A 21,245-nucleotide genomic window follows, 5' to 3' on the forward strand; every position below is an offset into this window, starting at 1 on the left:
CGGGTCCCTTTCGAGGTCGACCCGCGAGGCAGGTTGCGGCAGCCGCCGCGTGTGCCGCACCCTCGCACTGAGGGAGGGCGCATGCGAACGATCCGGCTGCTGTGCACACTCGCACTCGCCTGCACCGCCTGCTCGGCTCCGGCAGCCGACAAGAACACACCCTGCACGCCGGGCTTCACCTGCAGCACGCTGCACGTCCCGCTCGACCGGCAACGCCCGGACGGCCCGTCGCTCGACCTCGCCGTCATCGCCGCCGACAACGTCGACGCGTCCCGCGGCGTCCTCCTGCTACTCACCGGCGGCCCCGGCCAGCCCGGCGTACCGCTCCTCCCCAACCTGCGGCGCAACGTGCACCCTGATGTGTTGCGCGAGTACCGACTTGTCATGTTCGACCAGCGCGGCACAGGTCCCGACGGCATCAATTGCTCTTCTCTACAAGAGACTGTGGGCGGTTCGGACTTCCTGACTCCACCGTCCACGGCCGTGGACGAGTGCGCCCAGAAGATCGGTTCCAGTGCCGGGTACTACGGAACGCCTGACACCGTCGACGACATCGAGCAGCTGCGTCAGTTCCTCAAGGTTGATCGGCTGACGCTCGACGGGACGTCGTACGGCAGCTTCACTGCGGCGCAGTACGGGCTGAAGTACCCCGGCCACGTGCAGGCGCTCGTGCTGGACTCCGTCGTACCGCACAAGGGATTCGACCCGATGGGTGTGGATCTGATGGCCGCGAGCGCCGGTGTCCTCAAGGCCGCCTGCGGCCAGGATCCGGCGTGTACGACGGATCCTGTTGCGGACCTGGCGTGGCTGGTGCAGCACGGCGTCAGCGGCACCGACCTGATGGAGACGTTGGCAGTCGCGAGCCTCAACTCGGTGAACCCGTCCCTCAAGGGAATCCCAGCCATCCTGCACTCCGCGCGCAACGGCGACGACACCGGTCTGAAGGAGCTGCTCCAGAGGACCACCAGCAAGGGCCTGTCCTACGACACGCTGTCGGCGGGCCTGCACATGGCCACGCTCTGCTCGGACCTCCGCTTCCCCTGGTCCGGCAAGCCCGACCGCAAGACCGCCCTCGACGACGCGGTACGCCGACTGGACCCGAAGCAGCTGTATCCGTACGACCTGGCGACCGCACGCGACCAGCTGATGATCCAGGGCTGTCTACGCTGGCCGGCCGACCGCGTGTCGACGTACCCGGCCGGACAGGAGTTGACGCCGCGCACACTGATCCTGCACGGGAGCAACGACCTGTTCTGCCCACTCGACTGGGCCAGGTGGGAGAAGGCGCACGCACGGGACGCCGAGTTGGTCGTCGTACCGGGAAGCGGACACAGCGTGCAGCGCGACCCACGCGGAAAGGCGGCGGTGCGGGAGTTCCTGCTGGAGTAGGGGGTGTCTGATGGTTCCACGCCGTCGCGAGGAGGTGCTCGGTGCGGTGCATCGGCGCGCGGGGGCGAAGGTCTCGATGCGGAGCATCGTGGCCTTTGCCCCCGTGCGGCGAGGTGCCGTGCCGAGTGCCCCGCAGTAGGCGTGGAACCATCAGACACCCCCTAGAGATCGAACTGTGTGGGAACGGTTGCAGCACGTGGGCGACTGGATGCGTCTAATAGGTGTGAGGAGTTGTACGCCCAGCCAGGGAGTGGCGAGTGGAGTTCGAGGAGTACGTGTCCGCCCGTGGACAGGAACTGGTGCGGCTCGGGTTCACGGTCTCCGGCGACTACCAGCGCGCGGAGGACTTGGCGCAGATCGCGCTGATGCAGGCGTTCCGGTCCTGGCGGAAGGTGCGCAACGCGGACGATCCGCATCACTACGTCCGGCGGATCCTGGTGAACGAGTACCTGTCGATGACGCGCCGGCGCTCGTTCACCGAGGCGCCGACGGCCGACCTCGAACCGCAGCGCACCGTGCCCGACCACGCCACGCATGTCGCCAACTCAGACGACCTGTGGCGCGCGCTGGCGACGCTGTCCGCCCGGGAACGGGTCGTTCTGGTCCTGCGCTACTACCAGGACCTGGACGACCAGACGATCGCCGAGGTGCTCGGCATCAAACCGTCCTCCGTGCGCGCGACCGCGAGCCGGGCGCTCGCCTCGCTCCGGCGGCGGCCGGCCTACTCAGGGGCCGGCGAATCCAACCGTGTTGATGAGAGGTTGTCGTGAGCAACACCGATCTCGAGGATGACCTGCGAGGTACCTTCGAACGCGCCGCGGCCTCGGTGCCGGAGGCCGTGGACCTGACCGAGCGCGCCACCACGGGCGCCCGTCGCGCGCAGCGGCGTACCTGGATCGTCTCCGGCGCTGCCGCCGTCGCGGTGGCTGCGATCGCGGTCGCCGGGTTCGGGCTGGCCGGGTCGCGGAACCAGCCGACGCAACCGCCGGTCGCCTCCGGGCAGACAACCCCCTCGGCGAGTGCGACACCACAGGTGGTCTCGGCCCAGACCGTGGCCGGCACCTGGCGACCGACGCAGATGGTCGGCGCCAAGACACTCCAGGCCGCCCGGCCGGACGACCCGGTGCTGGTGTTCAAGGCGGACGGGACGTGGACGGGCTCCGACGGCTGCAACGGGCTCCAGGGGACGTACAGCATCGGTCAGCGTGGCGCCTTCAGCGCGACGTCCGGACCGCAACACCTGGTCGGCTGCGAGAACGTGCCGCACACCGGCGTACTGCACGCCACCAAGCGGATCGCGATCAGCGCCGACACGCTGCAGTTCTTCGGGGCCGACGGGCGTCAACTTGCGAGTTACGCTCGCGCACGGTAGTCAAATCTGTTCGCGGACGGTGACCAGGTCTTGACGGAACGGAGTTCTTGAACGGACCATCTAGTGGTTTGGTCCACCGATCTGGGGAGCTTTGTGCGACTCTCTGTCACCGTCCCGCTAGTCACACTCGGCTCCATCTCGCTCTTCGCAGTCGCCCTCACCGCACCCTCCTCGGGTGCCGTGACGGGTGCCGCGGCGTGTTCCCACGCGCAACCGAGCATGAGTTCGACCGACGCGACGCGGCTGGCGCAGCCGACGTCCGCGTCCGACGCGCGACCGCTCGGTGAGTCGCTCGGCGACGGCATCTCCGCCGCGGTCCGTTCCCTCGAACCGCTGGACGCGACCGGTCGGCCAAAGTCCGGCCTGCCGTACGGGCTCAGCCAGGGCGTCATCGGCGTCGTCGGCTCGGCCACGACCGGCTACAAGGTGGTTGTGGACTCCGCGAAGCTGGACGCGAAGAAGTACCAGTCCGCGATGAGCCGCAACCTGCCCGCGGCCGGCAAGCCGTTGGTGAAGGTGGAACGCAGCTGCCGTTCGGCGCAGTCGATCGCCGACGCCTGGAACGCAGTCGGCGACCGCTCGTGGTCCTCGGACGCGTCGCGTACGACGTACGCCGTCGATCTCGACCCGGTGAGTGAGAACGTCGTCGTCGAGTACGACCAGGCCACCACCTCCCCCGCGTCGTTGGCCGGGCTCCGCGACCTGCCCGGCGTACAGCTCGTCGCCGGCTCGCTCGCACGCACCTCCCGGCTGAGCGACACCCCGAAGGGCGGCCACTGGGGCGGTGCGCGGATCACGTCCGCGCTCAAGAACTGCTCCGCCGGCTTCTCCGTCGTACGGCGCTCCAACGGCCAGCGCGGCTCGGTCACCGCAGGCCACTGCGGCGGCCCCGGCACGGTCTGGAAGTCGGGCACCAACTACTACGGCACCACAACGGTGCGCACCAATTACCCGGACTACGACCAGTCGCTGGTCACCGGCAGCGCGTACGGCGCCAAGATCTGGACCGACGGCCCCGGTGACACCGCCAACACGCGCACCGTCACCGGCGGCGGCGACCCTGGCGTCGGAACGGTGATCTGCCAGTCCGGCAGCTTCAGTACGTCGCTCTGCAGCCTCACAGTCCGCTCGACGTCGGCGAAGTACTGCGACACCGACGGGTGCACGACGTACGTCATCCGCGCCACCCGCGGCGGCCTGGTCGCGATCGTCGGCGGCGACTCCGGCGGCCCCGTCTACTCCCGCCGCGGCACCAGCTCTGCCACCATCCGAGGCATAGCCTTCGCCGGCGCCGGCTGCGCCGCCTCCCGCTGCACCACCCTCTACGCCGAGCGCTACAACTCCATCACCGGCCACCTCGGCGTCACCGCCCTGACCGGCTGACCCACCCCCCAACTCCGCTAAGCTGTCCCCGCGTGCGCCCCCGTAGCTCAGGGGATAGAGCGTCGGTTTCCTAAACCGTGCGTCGCAGGTTCGAATCCTGCCGGGGGCACTCTGGTCGTCAGGTGGCTGGGAAGTAGTGGCCGTTGTCCAGATCGGCGAGCAGGCTGGGCTGGGCGGGTTGCCAGCCGAGGGTCTGGCGGGTGGTGAGGTTGGATGCCGGGTAGGTCTGCGTGACGATGTTCGCGAGGAACCCGAAGTGTCCCGGCAGCATCAGTTCGTCCAGGGGTACGCTCACGGCGGGCAGGCCGAGGCGGTTGCCGATGGCCTCGGCGATCTCGCGGAGCGGGATGGCCCCGTCCCCGACCGCGTGCCAATACTTGCCAGCCGGGCCCTTCTCCAGCGCCAGGCGGAACAAGGACGCGACATCGCGGGCGTGTACGGCGTTCCACAGGTTCGCGCCGTCTCCGGGGTAGCCGGCGAAGCCCTTCTGCTTCGCTAGTGCGATCAGCGTGGGGAGGAAGCCGGCACGATCGGTCGTGCTGTGCGCGATGTTGGCGATCCGCACGACTGAGGATCGCACTCCCCGCTCGGCCAGGCCGACTACGGCGGTTTCCACGACATTGCGAGCCCGGAGGGTGCCCTTGTGCTCATCGCCGACGGCAAGGGCCGGGTCCGCCTCGGTGGCCGGTCGGCCCAGGTTCCCGGGCGAGCCGATGCTCCCCGCTACGACCAGCGGCTTTCCGGTCTCCGCGAGTGCCTCGCCGTACGCGAGCATGATCGGGAGCTCCGCAGCGGCCACGGCGTCGATCCCGCCGGACGGAAGCAGGTCTTGCCTGTGCGCGACGTGGATGACGCCGTCGGAATCCGCGGCCGCCTCCTTGAGCCCGTCGAGATCCTCGAGGTCGCCACGACGCACCTTCGCGCCGAGCGCGGACAGCGCCGCCGCGGCCGTGTCCGACCGGGCCAGGCCGGTGACCTCGTGCCCGGCGGCGATGAGCTCGGGGATGATGTACGAACCGGAATGGCCGGTCCCGCCAGTGACGAAAACGCGCACGCTACTGCTCCTTGTGATTGATGTGGTGCGGGTGCGCTCAGCCTGTGAATTCGTTGACGCCGAGGGCGAAGTCCCAGTGGCCAACCCCGTTGCCGGCGAGGCCCATAGTGACCAGGCCCATTCCTTCGAGCCAGTGCGCCATCTTCAGGCCGCCGACGTCGAGCGGGCGCAGACCGAGGCTCTCGATGAATTCCGCCACACCTTCTTTGGCCTGCGCATTGTCGCCGGCCATGAAGACGTTGGGCCGGCCGTTCTCCAGGACATTGCGGAAGATGGTGTTGAACGCCTTCACCACGCTGGTGCCGGCCGGTGCCACCTTGGCGGCTTCCTGCGCGACCGAGGTTTCTTCGCTGTAGGCCAGTCCGTCGAACGTGGCGTTGAACGGGTTGCTGATGTCGACGATGACCTTGCCCGCGAGGGCGTCTCCGTACTCCGCGACGACCGGAACGACACCGTCGTACAGCAGGGCCGTGATGACGATGTCCCCGGCCGGTACGGCGCCCCACTTGCCCGTCGTCGCACCGCCGCCCAGAGCCTTGGCCACGTCCTCGGCCTTGGACTGATCGCGTCCCATGACCTCGACGGAGTTGCCGCCGGTCACTGCGAGCGTGCCGATGGTGCGGGCCATGTTCCCCGTACCGATGAGGGTGATGCTGCTCATGAGGTGTGCCTTTCAGATAGCGGTGGTGCCGCCGTCGGCGACGAGTTCCAGGCCGTTGACGTAGCTGGAGTCGTCGGAGGCGAGGAACAGGGCGACGGTGGCGATTTCTTCAGGCCGGCCCATAGCTCCCCGCGGGATGAGCGACTCGAATGCGGCCTTGGTGGCCTCGTCGAACAGTTCTTCCTGTTTGGCGGTGGCGACCTGGCCGGGGGTCAGGACGTTCACCCGGATCTTGCGGTCGCGTAGTTCGTTGAGCCAGACGCGGGCCCAGGCCTGCTGGACGGCTTTGCTTCCCGCGTAAAGGCTCCAGCCAGGGAAGGCACCGAGGGAGGCGTTGGATCCGGTCATGAGGATCGAGCCGTTGTCGTTGATCAGCGGCAGTGCCTTCTGCACGGTGAACAGGGTGCCGCGCGCGTTGAGCCAGAAGGCGCGGTGGAACTGTTCCTCGGTGATCTCGCCGAGGGCGGCGGGTTCGCCCATCCCGGCGCTGGCCCACAGCACGTCGATCGAGCCCTTCTCCCGCTTGACGGTGTCGTACAAGCGGTCCAGGTCGTCCAGTTCGGCCGCGTCACCCTGGACGGCGGTGACGTTGCGGCCGATCAGCTCGACGGCGTCGTTCAGTGCTTCCTGCCGCCGGGCCTGGATGAAGACATGCGCTCCTTCCTCGACGAACAGTTTGGCGCCGGCCAGTGCCATTCCGGTGGATCCGCCGGTGATCACCGCGACCTTGCCATCGAGCTTTCCCACGATCACTCCGTTGAATTAATGGATATCAAATACCGATTGCCGAATTCATTCGACCCTTTGAACAATGCCATTGGTTTGAACGACTGTCCAAGACCCATTTCAGCCGTGGTGATAACTTGGAGGCATCACCGGACCGGGAGGCGCCATGGATCTCGACCTGCGCAAACTGCGGTACTTCGTCGCCGTGGCCGACCGGTTGCACTTCGGCCGCGCCGCTGAAGAGCTGCATATCGCGCAGCCGGCGCTCAGCCGCCAGATCCGCGCGCTGGAGCAGGATCTCGGTGCCTCGCTGTTCATCAGGAATCGCCACGGCGTGGCGCTGACCGACGCGGGCCGACAACTGCTGGCCGACGCTGGTCCGATGCTGGCCTCCGCGGACGCGGTCCGCCGCCGGGTGTCCGTGGCCGCCCGTGGCAGCCGGCGGCTGGTGGTCGGCTTCCGGACCGGCATCCCGGTCATCCCGGCGACGCGGGCGTTCGAGACCCGGCACCCGGACGTGGCCGTCGACGTACAGCGGATGGAATGGGACGACCAGGCCGCGATGCTGCTCGACGGCCGCGTCGACGTCGGCTATGTGCGGCTGCCGATCGACGAGACGGGTCTGCGCTTGACTCCGCTGTACGCCGAGCCGCTCATGGTGGTGCTGCCCGCAGACCACCGGTTGGCCGGCAAGGAGGAGGTCACTGAGGCCGACCTGGCCGGTGAGCCGCTGGTCTGGCATGCCGACCCGAGCACGCTCCCCACGAGGCGCCCGCACCCCGACTCCGGACTCCGGGTGCGCGGGGTGGAGGAGAAACTCGAGCACGTCGCGGCCGGCCGGGGCATCTCGTTCGTGGGGCGCTCGGAGACCGTGTTCTACTCGCGTCCGGACATCAGCTACGTACCCATCCCGGAACTCGCGCCCGACCAGGTATGCCTCGCAATGGCGGCATCACGCACCTCGCCGCTGGCCGACGACTTCTTCGCCGCGGCGCAGGCGACAGCCGAGATCACGGCAGCCTGTGGGACCTATGATTCGGGTGCGGTGTTTCCGGGCTAATCGAGGTAGCCGGTCTCGGCATTGATGCCGGAGAGAAACGCGCGAATGGATCGTTCGTGGTCCGCGTGCGTCCTGGTGAAATCAGACGCCATCGATACCTCCCATAGACCGGTGTGTCCCTGAGCGATGGTACGCAGCGCGGATCTGGAGTCGGCTCCAGGAAGGCTGTTAGGTTCGTTGGATGACGACCTACTCGCCGGCCGAGGCGGCCGCACAGTCCGGGTTCAGCATCGATACGCTGCGCTACTACGAGCGCGAAGGCATTCTGCCGCGGATCGAGCGCAGCGCTGGTGGGCGGCGCGTGTACAGCGACGGCGATCTCTGGATGCTCGGATTCCTGCGGTGCCTGCGGGACACAGGTATGTCGATCGAGCAGTTGCGTCGGTACGGCGAGTTGAGCCGTGACGACACCACGATGCCGGAGCGAGTCGCGTTGCTCGAGGAGCACGCCGCCTCGATCCGGGCACGGATCGCCGAGCTGGATGCGACCCTCGTGCGCGTTGAGGAGAAGGTGGACTGGTACCGCGGGGAACTCCGCCGTACGGAGGCTGCGAAGTCCTGACCCACTCCGACATCGCGTCGTCGCCTATGCGCCGTCCAGCTCCGCCAGTTCATCCTCGGTGAGGATCGTGGACGCGCCGACCACCGCCTCCTCGACCTGTTCGACGCTGCTGGCTCCGACGATCGGGGTCAGCGCCGGGCTCCCGGAGGCCAGCCACGCGAGCACCACCTGGCCCGGTCGGAGTCCGCGCGCAGTGGCGACGCGGGTCAGCGACGCCAGCCGCCGCTCGGTGCCGGGGTGGCGGTACTCGGTCTCGAGTGGGCGGTCGTTGCGGTCGTATCGGCCCTGGAGGGTGGCGGTGTAGACCCAGCCGTCGAACGACGGGTTGCGTCGCAGGAAGTCGAGGCCGTCCGGTGACAGCATTCCCAGCGGGATCGGCTGGCCCTCCACGTCCATGCCGCCGGCGGGCTGAAGGTAGGAGTAGCGCTCCTGGTACGCGGCTGGTTGCGGGTGGCCGGCGCGTTCGGCGGTCGCCCGGATCCGCTCGAGCAGCCAGGACGGGTGGTTTGACAGGCCCCACCGAGCGGTCAGGCCGTCACGGACCAGGCCGCCGAACGTCTCGACCAGGTCCTCCAGCGGAACGGTCGGGTCTTCGACGTGCGCCCAGTACAGGTCCACACCGTCCACGCCCAGCCGCTCCAGGCTCTTTGCCATGGCGCCGCGCACGACGTCCTCGCGCAACCCTTCGAGGTGGTCGGGGAACCCGCCGACCCGCGTGGGCTGGGCGCCGACCTTGGTACTGAGGCGGACGCGGACCCCGGGGTTGGACGCCAGCCAGCGGCCCAGCAGCGCCTCGCTCTGGCCGCCGAAGCCGGTCTCGGAGGTCCAGAAGCTGTAGTTGTCGGAGGTGTCGATGAAGGCTCCGCCCAGTTCGGTGTACCGGTCGAGGATCGAGAACGCGGTCCGTTCGTCCACCCTCGTGCCGAAGTACATCGCCCCGAGGGCCATCGTGGGTGTGTTCATGGCACCAGCCTTGTTACTGGAGCGCACTCCAGGTCAAGCCCCAGTACTCACCGTGCAGCAGCACACTCCACCGACCCCGGTGGAGCCGTACGCTGGAATGCATGTCTGCGTCGCCGTACTCCGATCTGCCGTCCATTGCCGACGTTGCTGCTGACATCGCCGGTGTGGTCGGGCGATTCACGCACGGTGAGACCCATGCGTTCGCTTTCGGCGACGGTGGTGTCCCCGAGGCCGTGATCGCGAGCTACGACCAGTACGACGATCTTGGCGGCGAAGAGACCCTCGGCAGGTACCGGACTGTGGTCGCTCCCGAGGTGCTCGGCCGGCAACTGCCGGAGATGGTCGAGGCGATCCGCCGCGGAACCTTCGGCCCTCCGGTACTCGTGGGCACAGGCACCGAACCCGTTCTGGTGCTGATGTCGACCCAGCAGTACCGCACCCTGCGCGGCGACGACGAGCCGCCGCCAGGCGTGATCGACGACCCGACCGTCCGCACCTACGACTCGTCGCCGACACCGGGCAGCGTCCCGTTCAGCGTGGACGAGTGGGCCAAGGACGACCCGTTCACCCAGCAGATGCTCGAAGAGATCCGCCAGGAACGCGGCGATGGCTGAGGACCAGCCGGAACGGCCGTTCCAGGTCCTGCTCGGCGAGGGCGCCGTTCAGGACCTCAACCGGATGCGCGACGCGGCTGCCGCGGAAGCCAAGCAATATCCCGGCGACAAGTCGCCCGCGAACAACGCGAACCGCACGCTCTACAAGGGCGTCCTCCGGGAGTTGCAGGATCTCGAGAGGGGAGCGTCGAAGGGCCACCATGTGCTCGGCGCGCACCGAGGTCTCGGTGACGGGCGGGACATCGTCGTGTCCAAGATCGGCGACGGCACCGGAAAACCCAACCACCGCCTGACGTTCCGCGAGATCCCCGGCCGGAACGCCGGCGGGAAGGATGCACGCGACGTCATCGCGATCGGTCCTCGTCACGCCAGTGAGAACAACGCCTACCAGCAGACGGCGATGCGGCTCGGACGATCGGCCGACCAGAGCCTCCCGGACCTCGACCGGTTCGGTGAGGCGCAGGTCGGCAGTGGCGGCAAGGCACATCAGCGCAACCCCGTCCTGGACGCGAACCGCGCCATCGCGCACGCCTTCGACGGCCAGACGCCCTTGTCCGGTTCGCGGCCGCTCAGCGAGACCGCGTTCGGGAGCCGGGGATCTTCGGGCGGCGCCAAACAGGCCGGCAAGCAGGCGGGCAAGCAGACCAACCCACAGCGCGGCGAGTAGTGCCTGCTGAGGGAGACTTGGCTTGTGAAGAAGACCGAGGCCGAGCCTGTTGTTGCGCGTAACCGTAAGGCTGCGCATGACTATCACCTGGGTGAGGCCTGGGAGGCGGGGATTGTTTTGCAGGGGCCTGAGGTCAAGGCGCTTCGGGCTGGGCGGGCTTCTCTGGTTGGCGGGTTCGCTGTTGTCGAAGAGCGGGAGATCTGGTTGCACGGAGTACATATCCCGCAGTACTCGCAGTCTCGCTGGTTCAACGGCGGTTCGCGGCGTAAGAGGAAGTTGCTGTTGCATCGGGCTCAGATCGACAAGATCGAGCGCAAGGTGAACGAGGGCGGGCTGACGATCGTCCCGGTGAGCCTTTATTTCAAGGACGGTCGGGCGAAGGTGGAGATCGTCCTGGCGCGCGGCAAGAAGACCTGGGACAAGCGGCATACGCTCGCCGAGCGCGAGGCGACTCGGGAGGTCGAGCGTGCGGTGAGCCGCCGGCTGAAGGGGCGACGGGACTAGCTCTTCAGGTAGAGGTCGACCTCGGGCAGTACGTCGGACAGCGGGCGGTGCATGTCCAGCTGGAGGTAGTTGTCCGCGGGGCGTTGGACGCGGTCCGACGCCCCGCTGAACAGCGACTCTCCGTCGTCCGGCTGGTCGCCGAGGTCCACCGGCGGAGTGCTTACGCCGCGACGCTGGCTCCGCAGCCGCGGCCGCCGGCGGAGCCTCTCGTCGACGACGTTCCAATCGTGAACCTGGCACTCGATGTACCGGTAGGTCGCATCGTGCGAGCGGGCGATTTCCATGCCCTCATTGAGGATCCGCGGCCAGAAACACGGGCTGTCGACGACCACGGAACGCCCCTGGCCGAGCACGCTGCGCGTGACGGCGTACAGGACCTCGTACGCCGCTTTGGAACAACCCGCGACGTCGACGCCCCCGTCGAGAACAGCGGTCAGAATCACGTCGTAGTCGACGGCAACCGCACCGAACGAGTCGACGACGTGGGCGGCGACCGTGGACTTCCCGGAACCGGGAACGCCCGACATCTGCAGCAGGAACATCCCTCTCCAAGCCTCCACCCGTTGCTCGTGCGGATAGACTGGCAGCATTCCGGAGCGATGACATACCAGGCGGCGTGTCGGGAACCCGCGGGCCCTATGAGGCGATGCCGATGTCGAGGCCAACTGCCGTCCTTGCCGATGTCGGCCGCCGTTCGGTCGTGAACGACGATCTCTCGCACCTGTTCGCGGAGGTCGTGTCGGCCCGCGCCGCCGAGCGCCTGGCGCGCGGTCCGCGGCGTCAGGGCGAGACTGCCCGCAGCGACTCCGGCCGTCTGGCCATGTCGCTGCGTGCCTACGCAAGGGCGTTGGAGAAGTACCGGCTGCCTGTACCACCCGTGATCCGCGACGAGCTTCGCCTGCGCAGCGGTCTGCCGTCGTGAACGACCCGACGCCCCCGGGATACTGAGGACTTCGTCGAGTCAAAGGGGTCACGCGTGCAGGTTGTCGTCGGAGCTGGGGCCGTGGGGAGCGTGGTTGCCCGGCTGTTGGTGGCACGGGGTGAGCAGGTCCGAGTGATCACGAGGTCCGGGACCGGGCCGGACGGGGCGGAGCGGATTGCCGCTGATGCCATGACCGGGCTGACGGACTACGTCGCGGGCGCGACGGCGATCTACTCGTGCGCAGGCCCGCCGTATAACAAGTGGACTACCGAATGGCCGCGGCTCGGTGCGGCCCTGGTGGCGGCGGCCGAGGCGTCCGGGGCGGTGCTGGTGAGCACCGGGAACCTGTACGGGTACGGCGCGGTGGACGGGCCGATGAGCGAGGACCTTCCGTTGCTGCCGAACACCGTGAAGGGCCAGGTACGGGCGAAGGTCTGGACCGCCGCCCTGGCCGCGCATCAGGCGGGGCGGATCCGGACCGCGGAGGTACGCGGGTCCGACTACCTGGGTGCGGGCGCGGTGTCGCCGTTCAGTGTCACGGTGTTGCCGAAGGTGATCGCCGGGAAGCGCGGGATGATGCCAGGTGATCTCGACGTACCGCACAGCTGGACGTACGTCGGTGACGTCGCACGGCTACTGATCGCGGTCGCCGACGACGAGAGCGCGTGGGGACGCGCGTGGCATGTACCGACGCCGGAGCCGCTGTCGGTGCGCCAGCTGGCGACCCTCGCCGCCGAACTAGCGGGTGCGCCGTCGGCGAAGGTTGCGTCGATGCCTACCTTGGTACTGCGGCTTGCGGGACTCGTCGACCCGGCCGCCCGGGAGATGGTGGAGATGCTGTATCAGTGGCAGCGGCCGTTCGTGGTCGACTCGACCGCCGCGACTGTTGCCTTTGGCATCAAACCCGTCCCGGTCGCCGACGCGCTCCGGGAAATGATCGGAAAGGGCAGGGATGAGCTCTAGGAGACCGCGCCGGTGGTTGCGCCGCCTCGTCGTCACGCTGGTGGTGCTGGCGGTCCTCGCGATCGTCGTCGACCGCGTCGCCGCGTACGTGGCGGAGAACCAGCTCGCGTCGATGGCCGAGAAGGAGGCCAAGCAGTACGACGTACGCTCGGCCGGCACCTCGGTGAAGATCGGGGGCTTCGGGTTCCTGCCGCAGCTGGTCAACGAGGACTTCTCGAAGGTCACGCTGACGATGGAGAAGCCGACGTTCTCGGGCGTACCGGGTGAGGATCTGAAGGTCGAGCTGCAGAACGTGCACGTGCCGCGATCGCTGCTGACGCAGCAGTCCGGCGCCGTGACCGTCGACGCGACCGATCTGCAGCTGCAGTTGTCGCCGCGTGAGCTGGCTCGGCTCGCGGTGCGCAGTACCGGGCTCGAGGGGCTGACGATGTCGGTCGTCAACGGTCAGCTGCAGGTGAAGGCGACGGTGCGCGGCATCAGCATCGACGTACCGATCACGCCCCAGGTCACGGACGGTCGAGTCGCGCTGACGCTCGGGCAGATGTCCGATTCGATCCCGTCGGCCGTGCAGAGCGCGATCCGCAGCCAGCTCGCCAGCGGCATCACGCTCCCCGAACTGCCGTTCGGCGCCCAGCTCACCGGGATCAACGTCGTGGACAACTCCGTCATCCTGACCGCCGTGGTGAAGGACCTGAAGTTCAACGCATAAGTCTCTTGGGTTGCGATGGTTCGCGATATATCGTCGAACTATCGCAATCACTTTCCTGAGGGACGGGTGGTCCAGATGACCGGATCGGCATACGCCGCGGGCTGGCCTTGGGCGCAGTTCGCGCGGCACTGTTCAACCTTCGACGACATCAAGGACGAGTTGCGCGCGGCGATGAGCGGCCGCCGCGGGCACCAGGGGCACAGTCACCAGCAGCACTTCGGGCCGCCGTGGGCGATGTTCGGCGGCGGGCAGATGTTCGGTCCGCCGTGGGGACCGCCGCCGCGCTGGCGGGGCCCGAAGGCGCGGCGCGGCGACGTCCGGGCGGCGATTCTCGCCGTCCTCGCCGAGCAGCCGATGAACGGCTACGGCATCATCCAGGAGATCGCCGAGCGCAGCGGCGGTCTGTGGAAGCCGAGCCCGGGCTCGATCTACCCGACGCTGCAGCAGCTCGAGGACGAGGGTCTGGTGACGGCGGACGCGGAGGTCGGGCGGAGAACATTCCGGCTGACCGACGAGGGGCGCACGTACGTCGCCGAGCACCAGGACGAGGTGTCCGCGCCGTGGGCCGCGATGAGCGCGCCCGAGGGTAGTGAGGACGAGAACGGGTTCAAGCCGCTCTTCGGGCAGGTCGCGACGGCGATGTGGCAGATCCTGGCGAGCGGTACGCCGGAGCAGCAGGCGAAGGCACGGGACGCGGTCGCGGACCTGCGCCGGAAGCTGTACGGCATCCTCGCCGAGGACGACGACGGCACGGACCAGCAGGACCGGTCATGACCGCCTCCGACCGAGACCGCCGCCGCCGCGGCGGCCCAGGCGGGCGGCAACGCTGGAACGGGCCCGGCTGGTACGACGAATCCGGCGGCCGCGGCTGGGGCGGGGACTGGCACGGCCGCGGGTGGGGCGGCGAGTTGCGCGCCACCGCCTGGAACGACGATCGGCCTCGGGGCGACGCGCAGGACGACCGGCGTTGGGGCGACGCGCAGGATGCCGGGCGTGACGACGTACCGCGGAAGCGGGTGCGGATCGGGGACGCCGAGCGGGACCAGGCCGTTTCGTTGCTGAGCGACCACTTCGTCGCCGGGCGGTTGACGCAGGCCGAGTTCGAGGAGCGGAGCGAGGTGGTGACGCGGGCACGGTACGCGGACGATCTCGATCCGTTGTTCGACGATCTGCCGAACTCGAGGGAACTGCAGGTCGTGCCAGGCCCGGCCAACCTCCGTCGCCGGCCCGGTCCGCCGCCGCCGTTCATGATGCTGGCGCCGTTCCTGATGATCGGACTGGTGGTCACCTCGGTCGCACTCACCGCACCGTGGCTGCTCTGGGGCATGTTCTGGATCGTCCTGATCAGCGGCATGTCCCGCCGCCGCTGGCACAACCACCGCTAATCCACCACCACTGAACTACCGCCGCTCCCGAGCCCGCGGGATCTCCTCCGCGAACTCGACGACGAACCCGTCCGGGTCGGCGACGTGGACCGTCCGGTGTCCCCACGGACGGTCCGCCGGCCCACTCAGCACCGGTACGCCGGCCGCCCGCAACCGCTCGGCGTACGCGTCCACGTCCGCCACCATCACCACCACTTCCCCACCCGCGCCTGGCGTCACCGCCGACCCGGTCAACCACTCCGCCCGCCGCCGCTCGTACAACGCGAACCGCACCCCACCCGCGTCGAACTCCGCATACCCCGCATCCGTGAACTTGTACGCAAGCCCCACCACATCCCGGTAGAACCCCACCGAGACCCCCAGATCCCCGACGTACAAGATGACGTACCCGATCTCCATACCCGCAATTGTCGGTGCCGCCGCGTACGGTCGCCTGCGTGTATGACGGTGTGTTGATTCTTGAGAGTTTGAAGGTTGGGACCGTGCTGGACGGGATCCCGTTGACTGTGAGCAAGGTCAGTCGGGTGGGGGTCGAGGGTACGTCGGCGGATCAGCCGGACGTGTGGTCGTTGGTGGAGTTCTCGGTGGAGCGTGGCGAGGAGTTGGCCGACGTACTGGCGGGGGTTGTCGACGGGCCTGGGTGGTACGCCGACTTTCATGACGAGCACGAGATCTTCGTGGTCTTCCCGGGGCGCGTGTTCCGGTACCGGCGGGGTGACGACGTGGCGCGCGAAGCGGCGAAGGAGTTCGGGCGCGGTCTGGCGATCCCGGAGGCGCAGTTGGACTGGACGCGGTGATTGGATGAGCGGATGGTGACCGTTCTCCGCTACGCGGCTTTCACGTCCGATCCGGCCGGGGGCAATCCGGCCGGTGTGGTGCTCGACGCCCGCGGGCTCGACGACGCGGCGATGCAGGCGATCGCGGCCGAGGTCGGGTACTCCGAGACCGCGTTCACCGACGGACCGGACGCGAGCGGTGTGCGCCCGGTGCGGTACTTCTCCCCCAAGGCCGAGGTCCCGTTCTGCGGTCACGCCACCGTCGCGACCGCCGTCGCCTTGGCGGAGCGCAACGGCCCGGGCGAGATCGTCTTCGCGACGGCGGCCGGCCACGTCCCGGTCACCGTCGACGACACCCTGCGCGCAACCCTCACCAGCGTCGAGCCGTCCGTAGAAGACGCCGGCGATCTGACCGACGTACTCGACATCCTCAGCTGGTCACCCGAAGACCTCAACCCCGCCTTGCCGCCGCGGATCGCGTACGCCGGGGCGCGGCATCTCGTCCTGAGTACGGCGACCCGGCAACGACTCGCCGCGCTCGACTACGACTTCGACCGCCTGCTCGCGTACATGCTCGAGCGCGACCTGACCACCCTCCAACTCGTCTGGCAGGAATCGCCGACCGTCTTCCACGTCCGCGACCCGTTCCCCGTGGGCGATGTCGTCGAGGACCCGGCAACCGGTGCCGCCGCGGCCGCGTTCGGCGCGTACCTGCGTGAACTTGGCGAAGGGCAACCCACGATCACCCTGCATCAAGGCGACGACCTCGGACGGCCCAGCCTCATAACGGTCGAGCTCCGCCCGGACGACAATCGCGTGCGGGTCAGCGGCAACGCCGTACCGATCACGGCACCCGCGTAAGCCACTCCTCCGTGCCGAACTTCGCCGCCACCCGCTCCTCGGCCAGCGCGACGGTGTCGGCGGAGATCACGCCGTCCGACAATCCGTAGCGGTTCCGGAACGTGCCGGCCATCCGCGAGATCACGTCCGCGCGGTCGAGACCGGTCTGGCTGCGCAACGGGTCGACGCGCTTGTTCGCGCTCTTCGTCCCCTTGTCGGACAGCTTCTCCCGGCCGATCCGCAGTACCTCGAGCATCTTGCCGGCGTCCATGTCGTAGGCCATCGTCACGTGATGCAGCACGGCGCCGCCGGCGAACCGCTTCTGCGCAGCACCTGCGATCTTGCCCGCCGGCGACGTGATGTCGTTGATCGGCTGGTACGTCGCCGCGATGCCGAGATCGTTGAGCGCGCCAATGACCCAGTCGTCGAGGAACGCGTACGACTCGATGAACGACAGGCCGGAAACGAGTGATTCCGGCACGTACAGCGAGTACGTGATCGTGTTGCCCGGTTCGACGAACATCGCTCCGCCGCCGCTGATCCGCCGTACGACGGTGACGTCGTGACGGGCCGCACCGTCCAGGTCGACCTCGTTCCGCAGCGACTGGAAGCTGCCGATGATGACCGCTTTGGACGCCCACTCCCAGACCCGCAGCGTCGGCGGGCGCTCCCCCGACCCGACCTGCTCGGTCAGCACCTCGTCGAGCGCCATCTGCAGCGCCGGCTCCCGCGGTACGTCGTGCACGAACTCCCACTCGTGGTCACGCCAACCGGTCGCACCGGTCAACGCACGCCGTACCGCGACAGCCACGGCCTCGGGCGAGAACCCGAGCATCTCGACGCCGTCGCCGAGCGCACCTCGCACCCGCGCGGCGATCTGAGCCGCGGATGTGGCCACCTGCAGACCCGCCAAGGCCCCGTTGATCCGCTCCAGCGCGTCGTCCGGCTCGAGGAAGAAGTCGCCGGAGATCTGCGCATTCCGGACGTGCTCGTCGACGACATCGAGGTCTGCCACGACGAGCTTTCCGCCTGGGACCTTGTACTCACCATGCATATTCAGCGTCAACTTGCTCTGGTCAACGGATGTTCCCGGACGCATACTCCCGGCCATGGGGGAAATGAGTATGAACAAGGCGATCCATGCGGCCGTTCGGCGCGACCTGGGTCGATTCCTGGATGCATTGGAGCGGTTCCCGGACGGGGACCGCACGCGCGCGGCGCAGCTGGCCGCGGCCTGGCAGAACTTCGACAGCCAGCTCACCCGGCACCACGAAGGTGAGCACGAGGTCGCGTGGCCGGCGCTGCAGAAGCTCGGCGTGAGCGCGGACCTGTTGGCGCAACTGGATGCCGAGCACGACACGATGGCCAACGCACTCGCTGCATCGCGGACCGCGCTGGGCGCGCTGCGGAACTCCGCGAGCGCGGACGACGCGGCGACCGCACGCGCTGCGATCCAAGAGCTGCAACGGGTCACCGTCGAGCACCTCGACCACGAGGAGGCGGAGATCGAACCCGTCTACCAGGCCAACGTCGGCACGCCCGAACTGAAGGCGATGGGCCGCGAGTTCGCCAAGGTCGGTCCGGTCCAGGGCGGCACGTTCTTCGCCTGGGCCCTCGACGGCGCCACACCCGCGGAGTCCGCGGCCATCACCAGCACCGTCCCCAAACCCGTCCTCACCGTGATCCTCGGGATCTTCGGCCGCCCCTACCGAAAGTCAGTCGCCCCCGCCTGGCGGTGAGCGCGGGCTCCGGAGCTACGCGGCAGGTTTGAGTTGTACGGCGACCTGCCAGACGCGGGCGCGGACCGTGTCGATGTCGGAGGAGGCGTCGACCTCGTGGTGGATGCCGCGGCCGGAGTAGAAGTGGATCAGCGGCGCGGTCTGCTCGTGGTAGACCTCGAAGCGCCGGCGGATGACGTCCTCGGTGTCGTCCGAGCGGTGCTCGATCGCGGCGCGCCGGAGCAGCCGGTCGACGAGGGCGTCGGCCTCGACCTGCAGGACCAGGGCCGCGTCCAGCGCACGGCCCTGCGCACCGAGGATCTCGTCCAGGACGCCGGCCTGGTCGAGGGTGCGCGGGTACCCGTCCAGGACGAATCCCGGACGGGCGTCGGTGTCTGCGAGGCGGTCGCGGACCATCGCGTTGGTGACCTCGTCCGGCACGTACTCGCCCGCGTCGAGGTAGCCCTGCGCCGTCTTGCCGAGCTCGGTGCCGTCCGCGATGTTGCGGCGGAACAGGTCACCGGTGGAGATCACGGGCACACCGAGATGGGCGGCCAGGTGACCCGCGTGCGTACCCTTACCGGCCCCAGGAGGGCCCATCAGCAAGACAGTGGTCACGGCACACTCCTGACTCTCGGTAAGGACCAAAGAATATGGGAGCCTCCGCTCCGGCGGTACGGCGTACGTCACTCCGGATTGCCGGTTGGGTCACACCCCGTTCGTTACTGTCCGGAATCGCCCTCAGAACTCCATTTCCGGGCGGAGCTCGATGACGTCGCCGGGGCCGGCGAACTTGGCGGCGAGTTCCTCGGCGCGGTCGCGGGTGGCGCAGTCGAGGATGAAGAACCCGGCGAGCTGCTCCTTCGACTCGGCGTACGGCCCGTCGGTGTTGACCGGGCGCTTGCCCTCCCAGCGGTAGGTTCGCGCGGTTGATGGTGCGTCCAACGCCAGGCCGGTGACCAGTTCGCCGGACGCGGACAGCTCGGCGAGCAGCTCGTCGAACTCCTTGCCCATCGCGGCCCGCTCGTCCACCGGGACCGCACGGCCGACCTCGGTGAAGTCGATCGTCGGGTGACCCCACGGCTGCATGTTGGAGTGGATCAGGACTACGTACTTCATGACAGAACCTCCTGTGTCGTGCCGGTACGCCGTACTGCGCCCGTACACCCCGGACGTCGGAGGCGCCGACAGGCCCTCGACATTTTGCCTGGATGTATTCCAGCTCACATCGGGTCACACTCCCGCACCGGGCTTCGTCAGCGGTTCAGAACCCACAGAACGGAGCGAAGGACATGAGCACGATCCTGGTGACAGGCGGTACGGGAACGATCGGCCGTCAGGTGGTCCCGCTGCTCCAGGCGGCCGGCAGCAAGGTCCGGGTCCTCAGCCGGCACGCGGGCGATCGCGGCGACGGCGTCGAGTACCTGGCCGTCGACCTCCTGAACGGCGAGGGACTGGACCGGGCCGTGGACGGCGTCGACGTGATCCTGCATCTCGCCGGCGGCCCGAAGGGTGACGACCTCGGCACCCGCAACCTGGTCAAGGCGGCCGAACAGGCGAAGGTCGGCCATCTGGTCCACATCTCGGTGACCGCGGTCGACCAACTGCCGCTGACGTACTTCAAGTCCAAGCTCGGCGCTGAGCAGGAGGTCCGCGGGTCGTCGGTCCCGTGGACGGTACTGCGGGTCGCTCAGCTCCACGACTTCGCTTGGAAGACGCTGCAGGCGATGACGAAACTGCCCGTCCTCCCGATGCCGGGCGGCCTCCGGCTGCAGCCAGTCGACGGCCGGGACGTGGCCGAACGACTCGCCGAACTCGCGCTCGGTGAACCGCAGGGCCTCGTTCCCGACCTGGTCGGACCTAAGGTTTACAGCCTGTCAGAGCTTGCTCGGGACTACCTACGGGCCACCGGCAAGCACCGGTTGTCGCTGCCGATCCGCGTTCCCGGCAAGGCGGGCAAGGTGTACCGCGCGGGCGGCAACCTCACCCTCGCCGGCGCCGACGTCGGCACTCACACCTGGGACGAGTTCGTCGCCGCACAGGTGTAAGGCTCCAACAGCTCCACCAAGTCCGGCGTACGACGGCGCGCGATGCCGGCCAGGAAATCGGCCACCTGGACCCGCGGATCGTGCTTGGAGTCGACCTGCACGAACGACTGCAGCGGCGCCGGCTCCACGCGAGAAGCGAGGAACGCGCCGAGCCGTGCCACCCGGCCTGGCGTCAATGCGCTCTGCTCGTCGTGCACCACAGTGACCGAACGACCACCGGCGCTCCAGTACAGCACCGTCTCGGCGAGCGCCGGCACCAGCGGCTCCAACGGCGGCGGAAGCTCCGGATCCTCGTCGATCAGCCGCTGCATCACCTCTTCGACCCGAGCCCGGGTCACCGCACGCAACGCGGGTACGTCGGCCGGCATCGTCGCGAAGAACCGATCCACCGCCGCGTGATCCATCAACCGCACGCGCTTCGTCCGCGCCAGGTCCACGAACGCCGCGAGGAACCCGGTCCGATGCCGCAACGCTTCGGCCACCTCCGCATGGTCCGTACCGAGGCTGGTGCCGGCGCCGTACGACGGTTCCTCGGTGAACAGATCGAACACCCGCGCGGCGACGTACGCGGTCTTGTCGATGGTGAGGACATGCGCATGCCCGCGCAGAGTCATGAGCAGCCACTCGAGCGCGGGCCGCTGCTCGGGTCGCAGCAACTGGTTGGACTTGTACTCCGTCCGGCGGTGCAGACGGTCTCGCAGTACGTCGATCACGTCGGCGGCTGCTGGTACGGCGAGATCGACGCTGGCATGGGTGATGACGGGTGAGGCGGGGTCGAGCAGGTTGGTTCCGGAGAACCCCGACTCGTCACACGCGACCTCAATGAGAGAAGTCATGGGAAGGCTGGCTCCAAGGCTGAAGGACTGCACGCTACGGGGCCCGTCCTCGGGACGGGCTTGATCGGACGCGCCAGGAGTCATCGGGGCGCG

At 68.5% G+C, this 21,245-nt stretch carries 28 protein-coding genes and 1 tRNA gene; 19 read left to right on the forward strand and 10 right to left on the reverse strand.

The window, feature by feature from the left end:
- Positions 1 to 81 precede the first annotated feature (81 nt).
- The 5 genes from ACLJOO_RS03940 (at position 82) to ACLJOO_RS03960 (ending at position 4,253) form a co-directional block, all read left to right on the forward strand.
- Positions 82 to 1,389 (forward strand): alpha/beta hydrolase, encoded by a 1,308-nt coding sequence (locus tag ACLJOO_RS03940; protein ID WP_410785427.1) that lies wholly within the window; start codon positions 82 to 84, stop codon positions 1,387 to 1,389.
- Positions 1,390 to 1,646: 257 nt separating this feature from the next.
- The gene (locus tag ACLJOO_RS03945; protein ID WP_410785428.1) at positions 1,647 to 2,159 is read left to right on the forward strand and encodes a SigE family RNA polymerase sigma factor; all 513 of its coding nucleotides are present in this window, start codon (positions 1,647 to 1,649) and stop codon (positions 2,157 to 2,159) included.
- Entirely contained in the window at positions 2,156 to 2,761 is a 606-nt protein-coding gene (locus ACLJOO_RS03950) for an META domain-containing protein (RefSeq protein ID WP_410785429.1), read from the forward strand. The genes ACLJOO_RS03945 and ACLJOO_RS03950 overlap by 4 nt, the downstream gene beginning before the upstream one ends.
- A gap of 219 nt (positions 2,762 to 2,980) precedes the next feature.
- Entirely contained in the window at positions 2,981 to 4,144 is a 1,164-nt protein-coding gene (locus ACLJOO_RS03955; RefSeq protein ID WP_410785430.1) for a hypothetical protein, read from the forward strand.
- 36 nt (positions 4,145 to 4,180) lie between these two features.
- A tRNA-Arg gene (locus ACLJOO_RS03960) sits at positions 4,181 to 4,253 on the forward strand.
- Positions 4,254 to 4,262: 9 nt separating this feature from the next.
- Here the strand turns inward: ACLJOO_RS03960 and ACLJOO_RS03965 are convergent.
- Genes ACLJOO_RS03965 through ACLJOO_RS03975 form a run of 3 tightly spaced genes read right to left on the reverse strand, consistent with a single transcriptional unit; the run spans position 4,263 to position 6,606 of the window.
- Complete coding sequence (locus ACLJOO_RS03965) at positions 4,263 to 5,198, reverse strand: SDR family oxidoreductase (RefSeq protein WP_410785431.1); 936 nt, start codon at positions 5,196 to 5,198, stop codon at positions 4,263 to 4,265.
- Between the two features lie 37 nt (positions 5,199 to 5,235).
- Positions 5,236 to 5,859, reverse strand: coding sequence for an NADPH-dependent F420 reductase (locus ACLJOO_RS03970; RefSeq protein ID WP_410785432.1), 624 nt, complete (start codon positions 5,857 to 5,859; stop codon positions 5,236 to 5,238).
- A 12-nt stretch (positions 5,860 to 5,871) separates the two neighbouring features.
- Entirely contained in the window at positions 5,872 to 6,606 is a 735-nt protein-coding gene (locus ACLJOO_RS03975) for an SDR family NAD(P)-dependent oxidoreductase (RefSeq protein ID WP_410785433.1), read from the reverse strand.
- 145 nt (positions 6,607 to 6,751) lie between these two features.
- On the opposite strand from ACLJOO_RS03975, the gene ACLJOO_RS03980 reads away from it, so the two are divergent.
- Both ACLJOO_RS03980 and ACLJOO_RS03985 read left to right on the forward strand, forming a co-directional pair.
- Positions 6,752 to 7,645: a LysR substrate-binding domain-containing protein gene (locus tag ACLJOO_RS03980; protein ID WP_410785434.1), complete on the forward strand. Its 894-nt coding sequence runs from the start codon at positions 6,752 to 6,754 to the stop codon at positions 7,643 to 7,645.
- A 181-nt stretch (positions 7,646 to 7,826) separates the two neighbouring features.
- Positions 7,827 to 8,207, forward strand: coding sequence for a MerR family transcriptional regulator (locus ACLJOO_RS03985; RefSeq protein WP_410785435.1), 381 nt, complete (start codon positions 7,827 to 7,829; stop codon positions 8,205 to 8,207).
- Between the two features lie 24 nt (positions 8,208 to 8,231).
- On the opposite strand, the gene ACLJOO_RS03990 is transcribed toward ACLJOO_RS03985, so the two are convergent.
- Positions 8,232 to 9,170, reverse strand: coding sequence for an aldo/keto reductase (locus tag ACLJOO_RS03990; protein ID WP_410785436.1), 939 nt, complete (start codon positions 9,168 to 9,170; stop codon positions 8,232 to 8,234).
- Between the two features lie 101 nt (positions 9,171 to 9,271).
- Here ACLJOO_RS03990 and ACLJOO_RS03995 point away from each other — a divergent pair, with 101 nt between their 5' ends.
- The 3 genes from ACLJOO_RS03995 to smpB are packed head-to-tail and all read left to right on the forward strand — an operon-like array spanning position 9,272 to position 10,955.
- The gene (locus ACLJOO_RS03995; RefSeq protein ID WP_410785437.1) at positions 9,272 to 9,784 is read left to right on the forward strand and encodes a hypothetical protein; all 513 of its coding nucleotides are present in this window, start codon (positions 9,272 to 9,274) and stop codon (positions 9,782 to 9,784) included.
- Positions 9,777 to 10,451, forward strand: a complete 675-nt coding sequence (locus ACLJOO_RS04000; protein ID WP_410785438.1) for a hypothetical protein — start codon at positions 9,777 to 9,779, stop codon at positions 10,449 to 10,451. The genes ACLJOO_RS03995 and ACLJOO_RS04000 overlap by 8 nt, the downstream gene beginning before the upstream one ends.
- Before the next feature lie 24 nt (positions 10,452 to 10,475).
- A complete protein-coding gene (smpB, locus tag ACLJOO_RS04005) occupies positions 10,476 to 10,955 on the forward strand; it encodes an SsrA-binding protein SmpB (RefSeq protein ID WP_410785439.1) in 480 nt (159 codons plus the stop codon).
- Here the strand turns inward: smpB and ACLJOO_RS04010 are convergent.
- Complete coding sequence (locus ACLJOO_RS04010; protein ID WP_410785440.1) at positions 10,952 to 11,515, reverse strand: AAA family ATPase; 564 nt, start codon at positions 11,513 to 11,515, stop codon at positions 10,952 to 10,954. The genes smpB and ACLJOO_RS04010 overlap by 4 nt on opposite strands.
- A 92-nt stretch (positions 11,516 to 11,607) precedes the next feature.
- Here ACLJOO_RS04010 and ACLJOO_RS04015 point away from each other — a divergent pair, with 92 nt between their 5' ends.
- The 5 genes from ACLJOO_RS04015 (at position 11,608) to ACLJOO_RS04035 (ending at position 14,934) form a co-directional block, all read left to right on the forward strand.
- Positions 11,608 to 11,877, forward strand: coding sequence for a hypothetical protein (locus ACLJOO_RS04015; protein ID WP_410785441.1), 270 nt, complete (start codon positions 11,608 to 11,610; stop codon positions 11,875 to 11,877).
- 54 nt (positions 11,878 to 11,931) lie between these two features.
- A complete protein-coding gene (locus tag ACLJOO_RS04020; protein ID WP_410785442.1) occupies positions 11,932 to 12,840 on the forward strand; it encodes an NAD-dependent epimerase/dehydratase family protein in 909 nt (302 codons plus the stop codon).
- Positions 12,830 to 13,549 carry a DUF2993 domain-containing protein gene (locus tag ACLJOO_RS04025; RefSeq protein WP_410785443.1) on the forward strand — a complete coding sequence of 240 codons (720 nt, stop codon included), beginning with the start codon at positions 12,830 to 12,832 and terminating at the stop codon, positions 13,547 to 13,549. The genes ACLJOO_RS04020 and ACLJOO_RS04025 overlap by 11 nt, the downstream gene beginning before the upstream one ends.
- Before the next feature lie 75 nt (positions 13,550 to 13,624).
- Complete coding sequence (locus ACLJOO_RS04030) at positions 13,625 to 14,323, forward strand: PadR family transcriptional regulator (RefSeq protein ID WP_410785444.1); 699 nt, start codon at positions 13,625 to 13,627, stop codon at positions 14,321 to 14,323.
- Positions 14,320 to 14,934 carry a DUF1707 domain-containing protein gene (locus tag ACLJOO_RS04035; RefSeq protein WP_410785445.1) on the forward strand — a complete coding sequence of 205 codons (615 nt, stop codon included), beginning with the start codon at positions 14,320 to 14,322 and terminating at the stop codon, positions 14,932 to 14,934. Before ACLJOO_RS04030 ends, ACLJOO_RS04035 begins: the two co-directional genes overlap by 4 nt.
- Positions 14,935 to 14,949: 15 nt before the next feature.
- Here ACLJOO_RS04035 and ACLJOO_RS04040 read toward each other — a convergent pair whose 3' ends face one another.
- Positions 14,950 to 15,333, reverse strand: coding sequence for a VOC family protein (locus ACLJOO_RS04040; RefSeq protein WP_410785446.1), 384 nt, complete (start codon positions 15,331 to 15,333; stop codon positions 14,950 to 14,952).
- Between the two features lie 83 nt (positions 15,334 to 15,416).
- Between ACLJOO_RS04040 and ACLJOO_RS04045 the strand changes: the two genes are divergently transcribed.
- Both ACLJOO_RS04045 and ACLJOO_RS04050 read left to right on the forward strand, forming a co-directional pair.
- Entirely contained in the window at positions 15,417 to 15,731 is a 315-nt protein-coding gene (locus tag ACLJOO_RS04045) for a hypothetical protein (RefSeq protein WP_410785447.1), read from the forward strand.
- A gap of 12 nt (positions 15,732 to 15,743) precedes the next feature.
- Positions 15,744 to 16,571 carry a PhzF family phenazine biosynthesis protein gene (locus tag ACLJOO_RS04050; protein ID WP_410785448.1) on the forward strand — a complete coding sequence of 276 codons (828 nt, stop codon included), beginning with the start codon at positions 15,744 to 15,746 and terminating at the stop codon, positions 16,569 to 16,571.
- Here the strand turns inward: ACLJOO_RS04050 and ACLJOO_RS04055 are convergent.
- Positions 16,555 to 17,604: a biotin/lipoate A/B protein ligase family protein gene (locus ACLJOO_RS04055; protein ID WP_410785449.1), complete on the reverse strand. Its 1,050-nt coding sequence runs from the start codon at positions 17,602 to 17,604 to the stop codon at positions 16,555 to 16,557. The two genes, ACLJOO_RS04050 and ACLJOO_RS04055, sit on opposite strands and share 17 nt — an antisense overlap.
- Positions 17,605 to 17,659: 55 nt before the next feature.
- On the opposite strand from ACLJOO_RS04055, the gene ACLJOO_RS04060 reads away from it, so the two are divergent.
- The gene (locus ACLJOO_RS04060) at positions 17,660 to 18,289 is read left to right on the forward strand and encodes a hemerythrin domain-containing protein (RefSeq protein ID WP_410785450.1); all 630 of its coding nucleotides are present in this window, start codon (positions 17,660 to 17,662) and stop codon (positions 18,287 to 18,289) included.
- Between the two features lie 15 nt (positions 18,290 to 18,304).
- On the opposite strand, the gene ACLJOO_RS04065 is transcribed toward ACLJOO_RS04060, so the two are convergent.
- Positions 18,305 to 18,886: an adenylate kinase gene (locus ACLJOO_RS04065; RefSeq protein ID WP_410785451.1), complete on the reverse strand. Its 582-nt coding sequence runs from the start codon at positions 18,884 to 18,886 to the stop codon at positions 18,305 to 18,307.
- A 123-nt stretch (positions 18,887 to 19,009) separates the two neighbouring features.
- Positions 19,010 to 19,387 (reverse strand): YciI family protein, encoded by a 378-nt coding sequence (locus ACLJOO_RS04070; RefSeq protein ID WP_410785452.1) that lies wholly within the window; start codon positions 19,385 to 19,387, stop codon positions 19,010 to 19,012.
- A 173-nt stretch (positions 19,388 to 19,560) separates the two neighbouring features.
- On the opposite strand from ACLJOO_RS04070, the gene ACLJOO_RS04075 reads away from it, so the two are divergent.
- A complete protein-coding gene (locus tag ACLJOO_RS04075) occupies positions 19,561 to 20,316 on the forward strand; it encodes an SDR family oxidoreductase (protein WP_410785453.1) in 756 nt (251 codons plus the stop codon).
- On the opposite strand, the gene ACLJOO_RS04080 is transcribed toward ACLJOO_RS04075, so the two are convergent.
- The gene (locus ACLJOO_RS04080) at positions 20,280 to 21,152 is read right to left on the reverse strand and encodes a DUF3800 domain-containing protein (RefSeq protein ID WP_410785454.1); all 873 of its coding nucleotides are present in this window, start codon (positions 21,150 to 21,152) and stop codon (positions 20,280 to 20,282) included. The genes ACLJOO_RS04075 and ACLJOO_RS04080 overlap by 37 nt on opposite strands.
- Positions 21,153 to 21,245: the final 93 nt, after the last annotated feature.

Origin of the sequence: Kribbella sp. C-35, from assembly GCF_046549195.1 — a bacterium.
Classification (GTDB): Bacteria; Actinomycetota; Actinomycetes; order Propionibacteriales; family Kribbellaceae; genus Kribbella.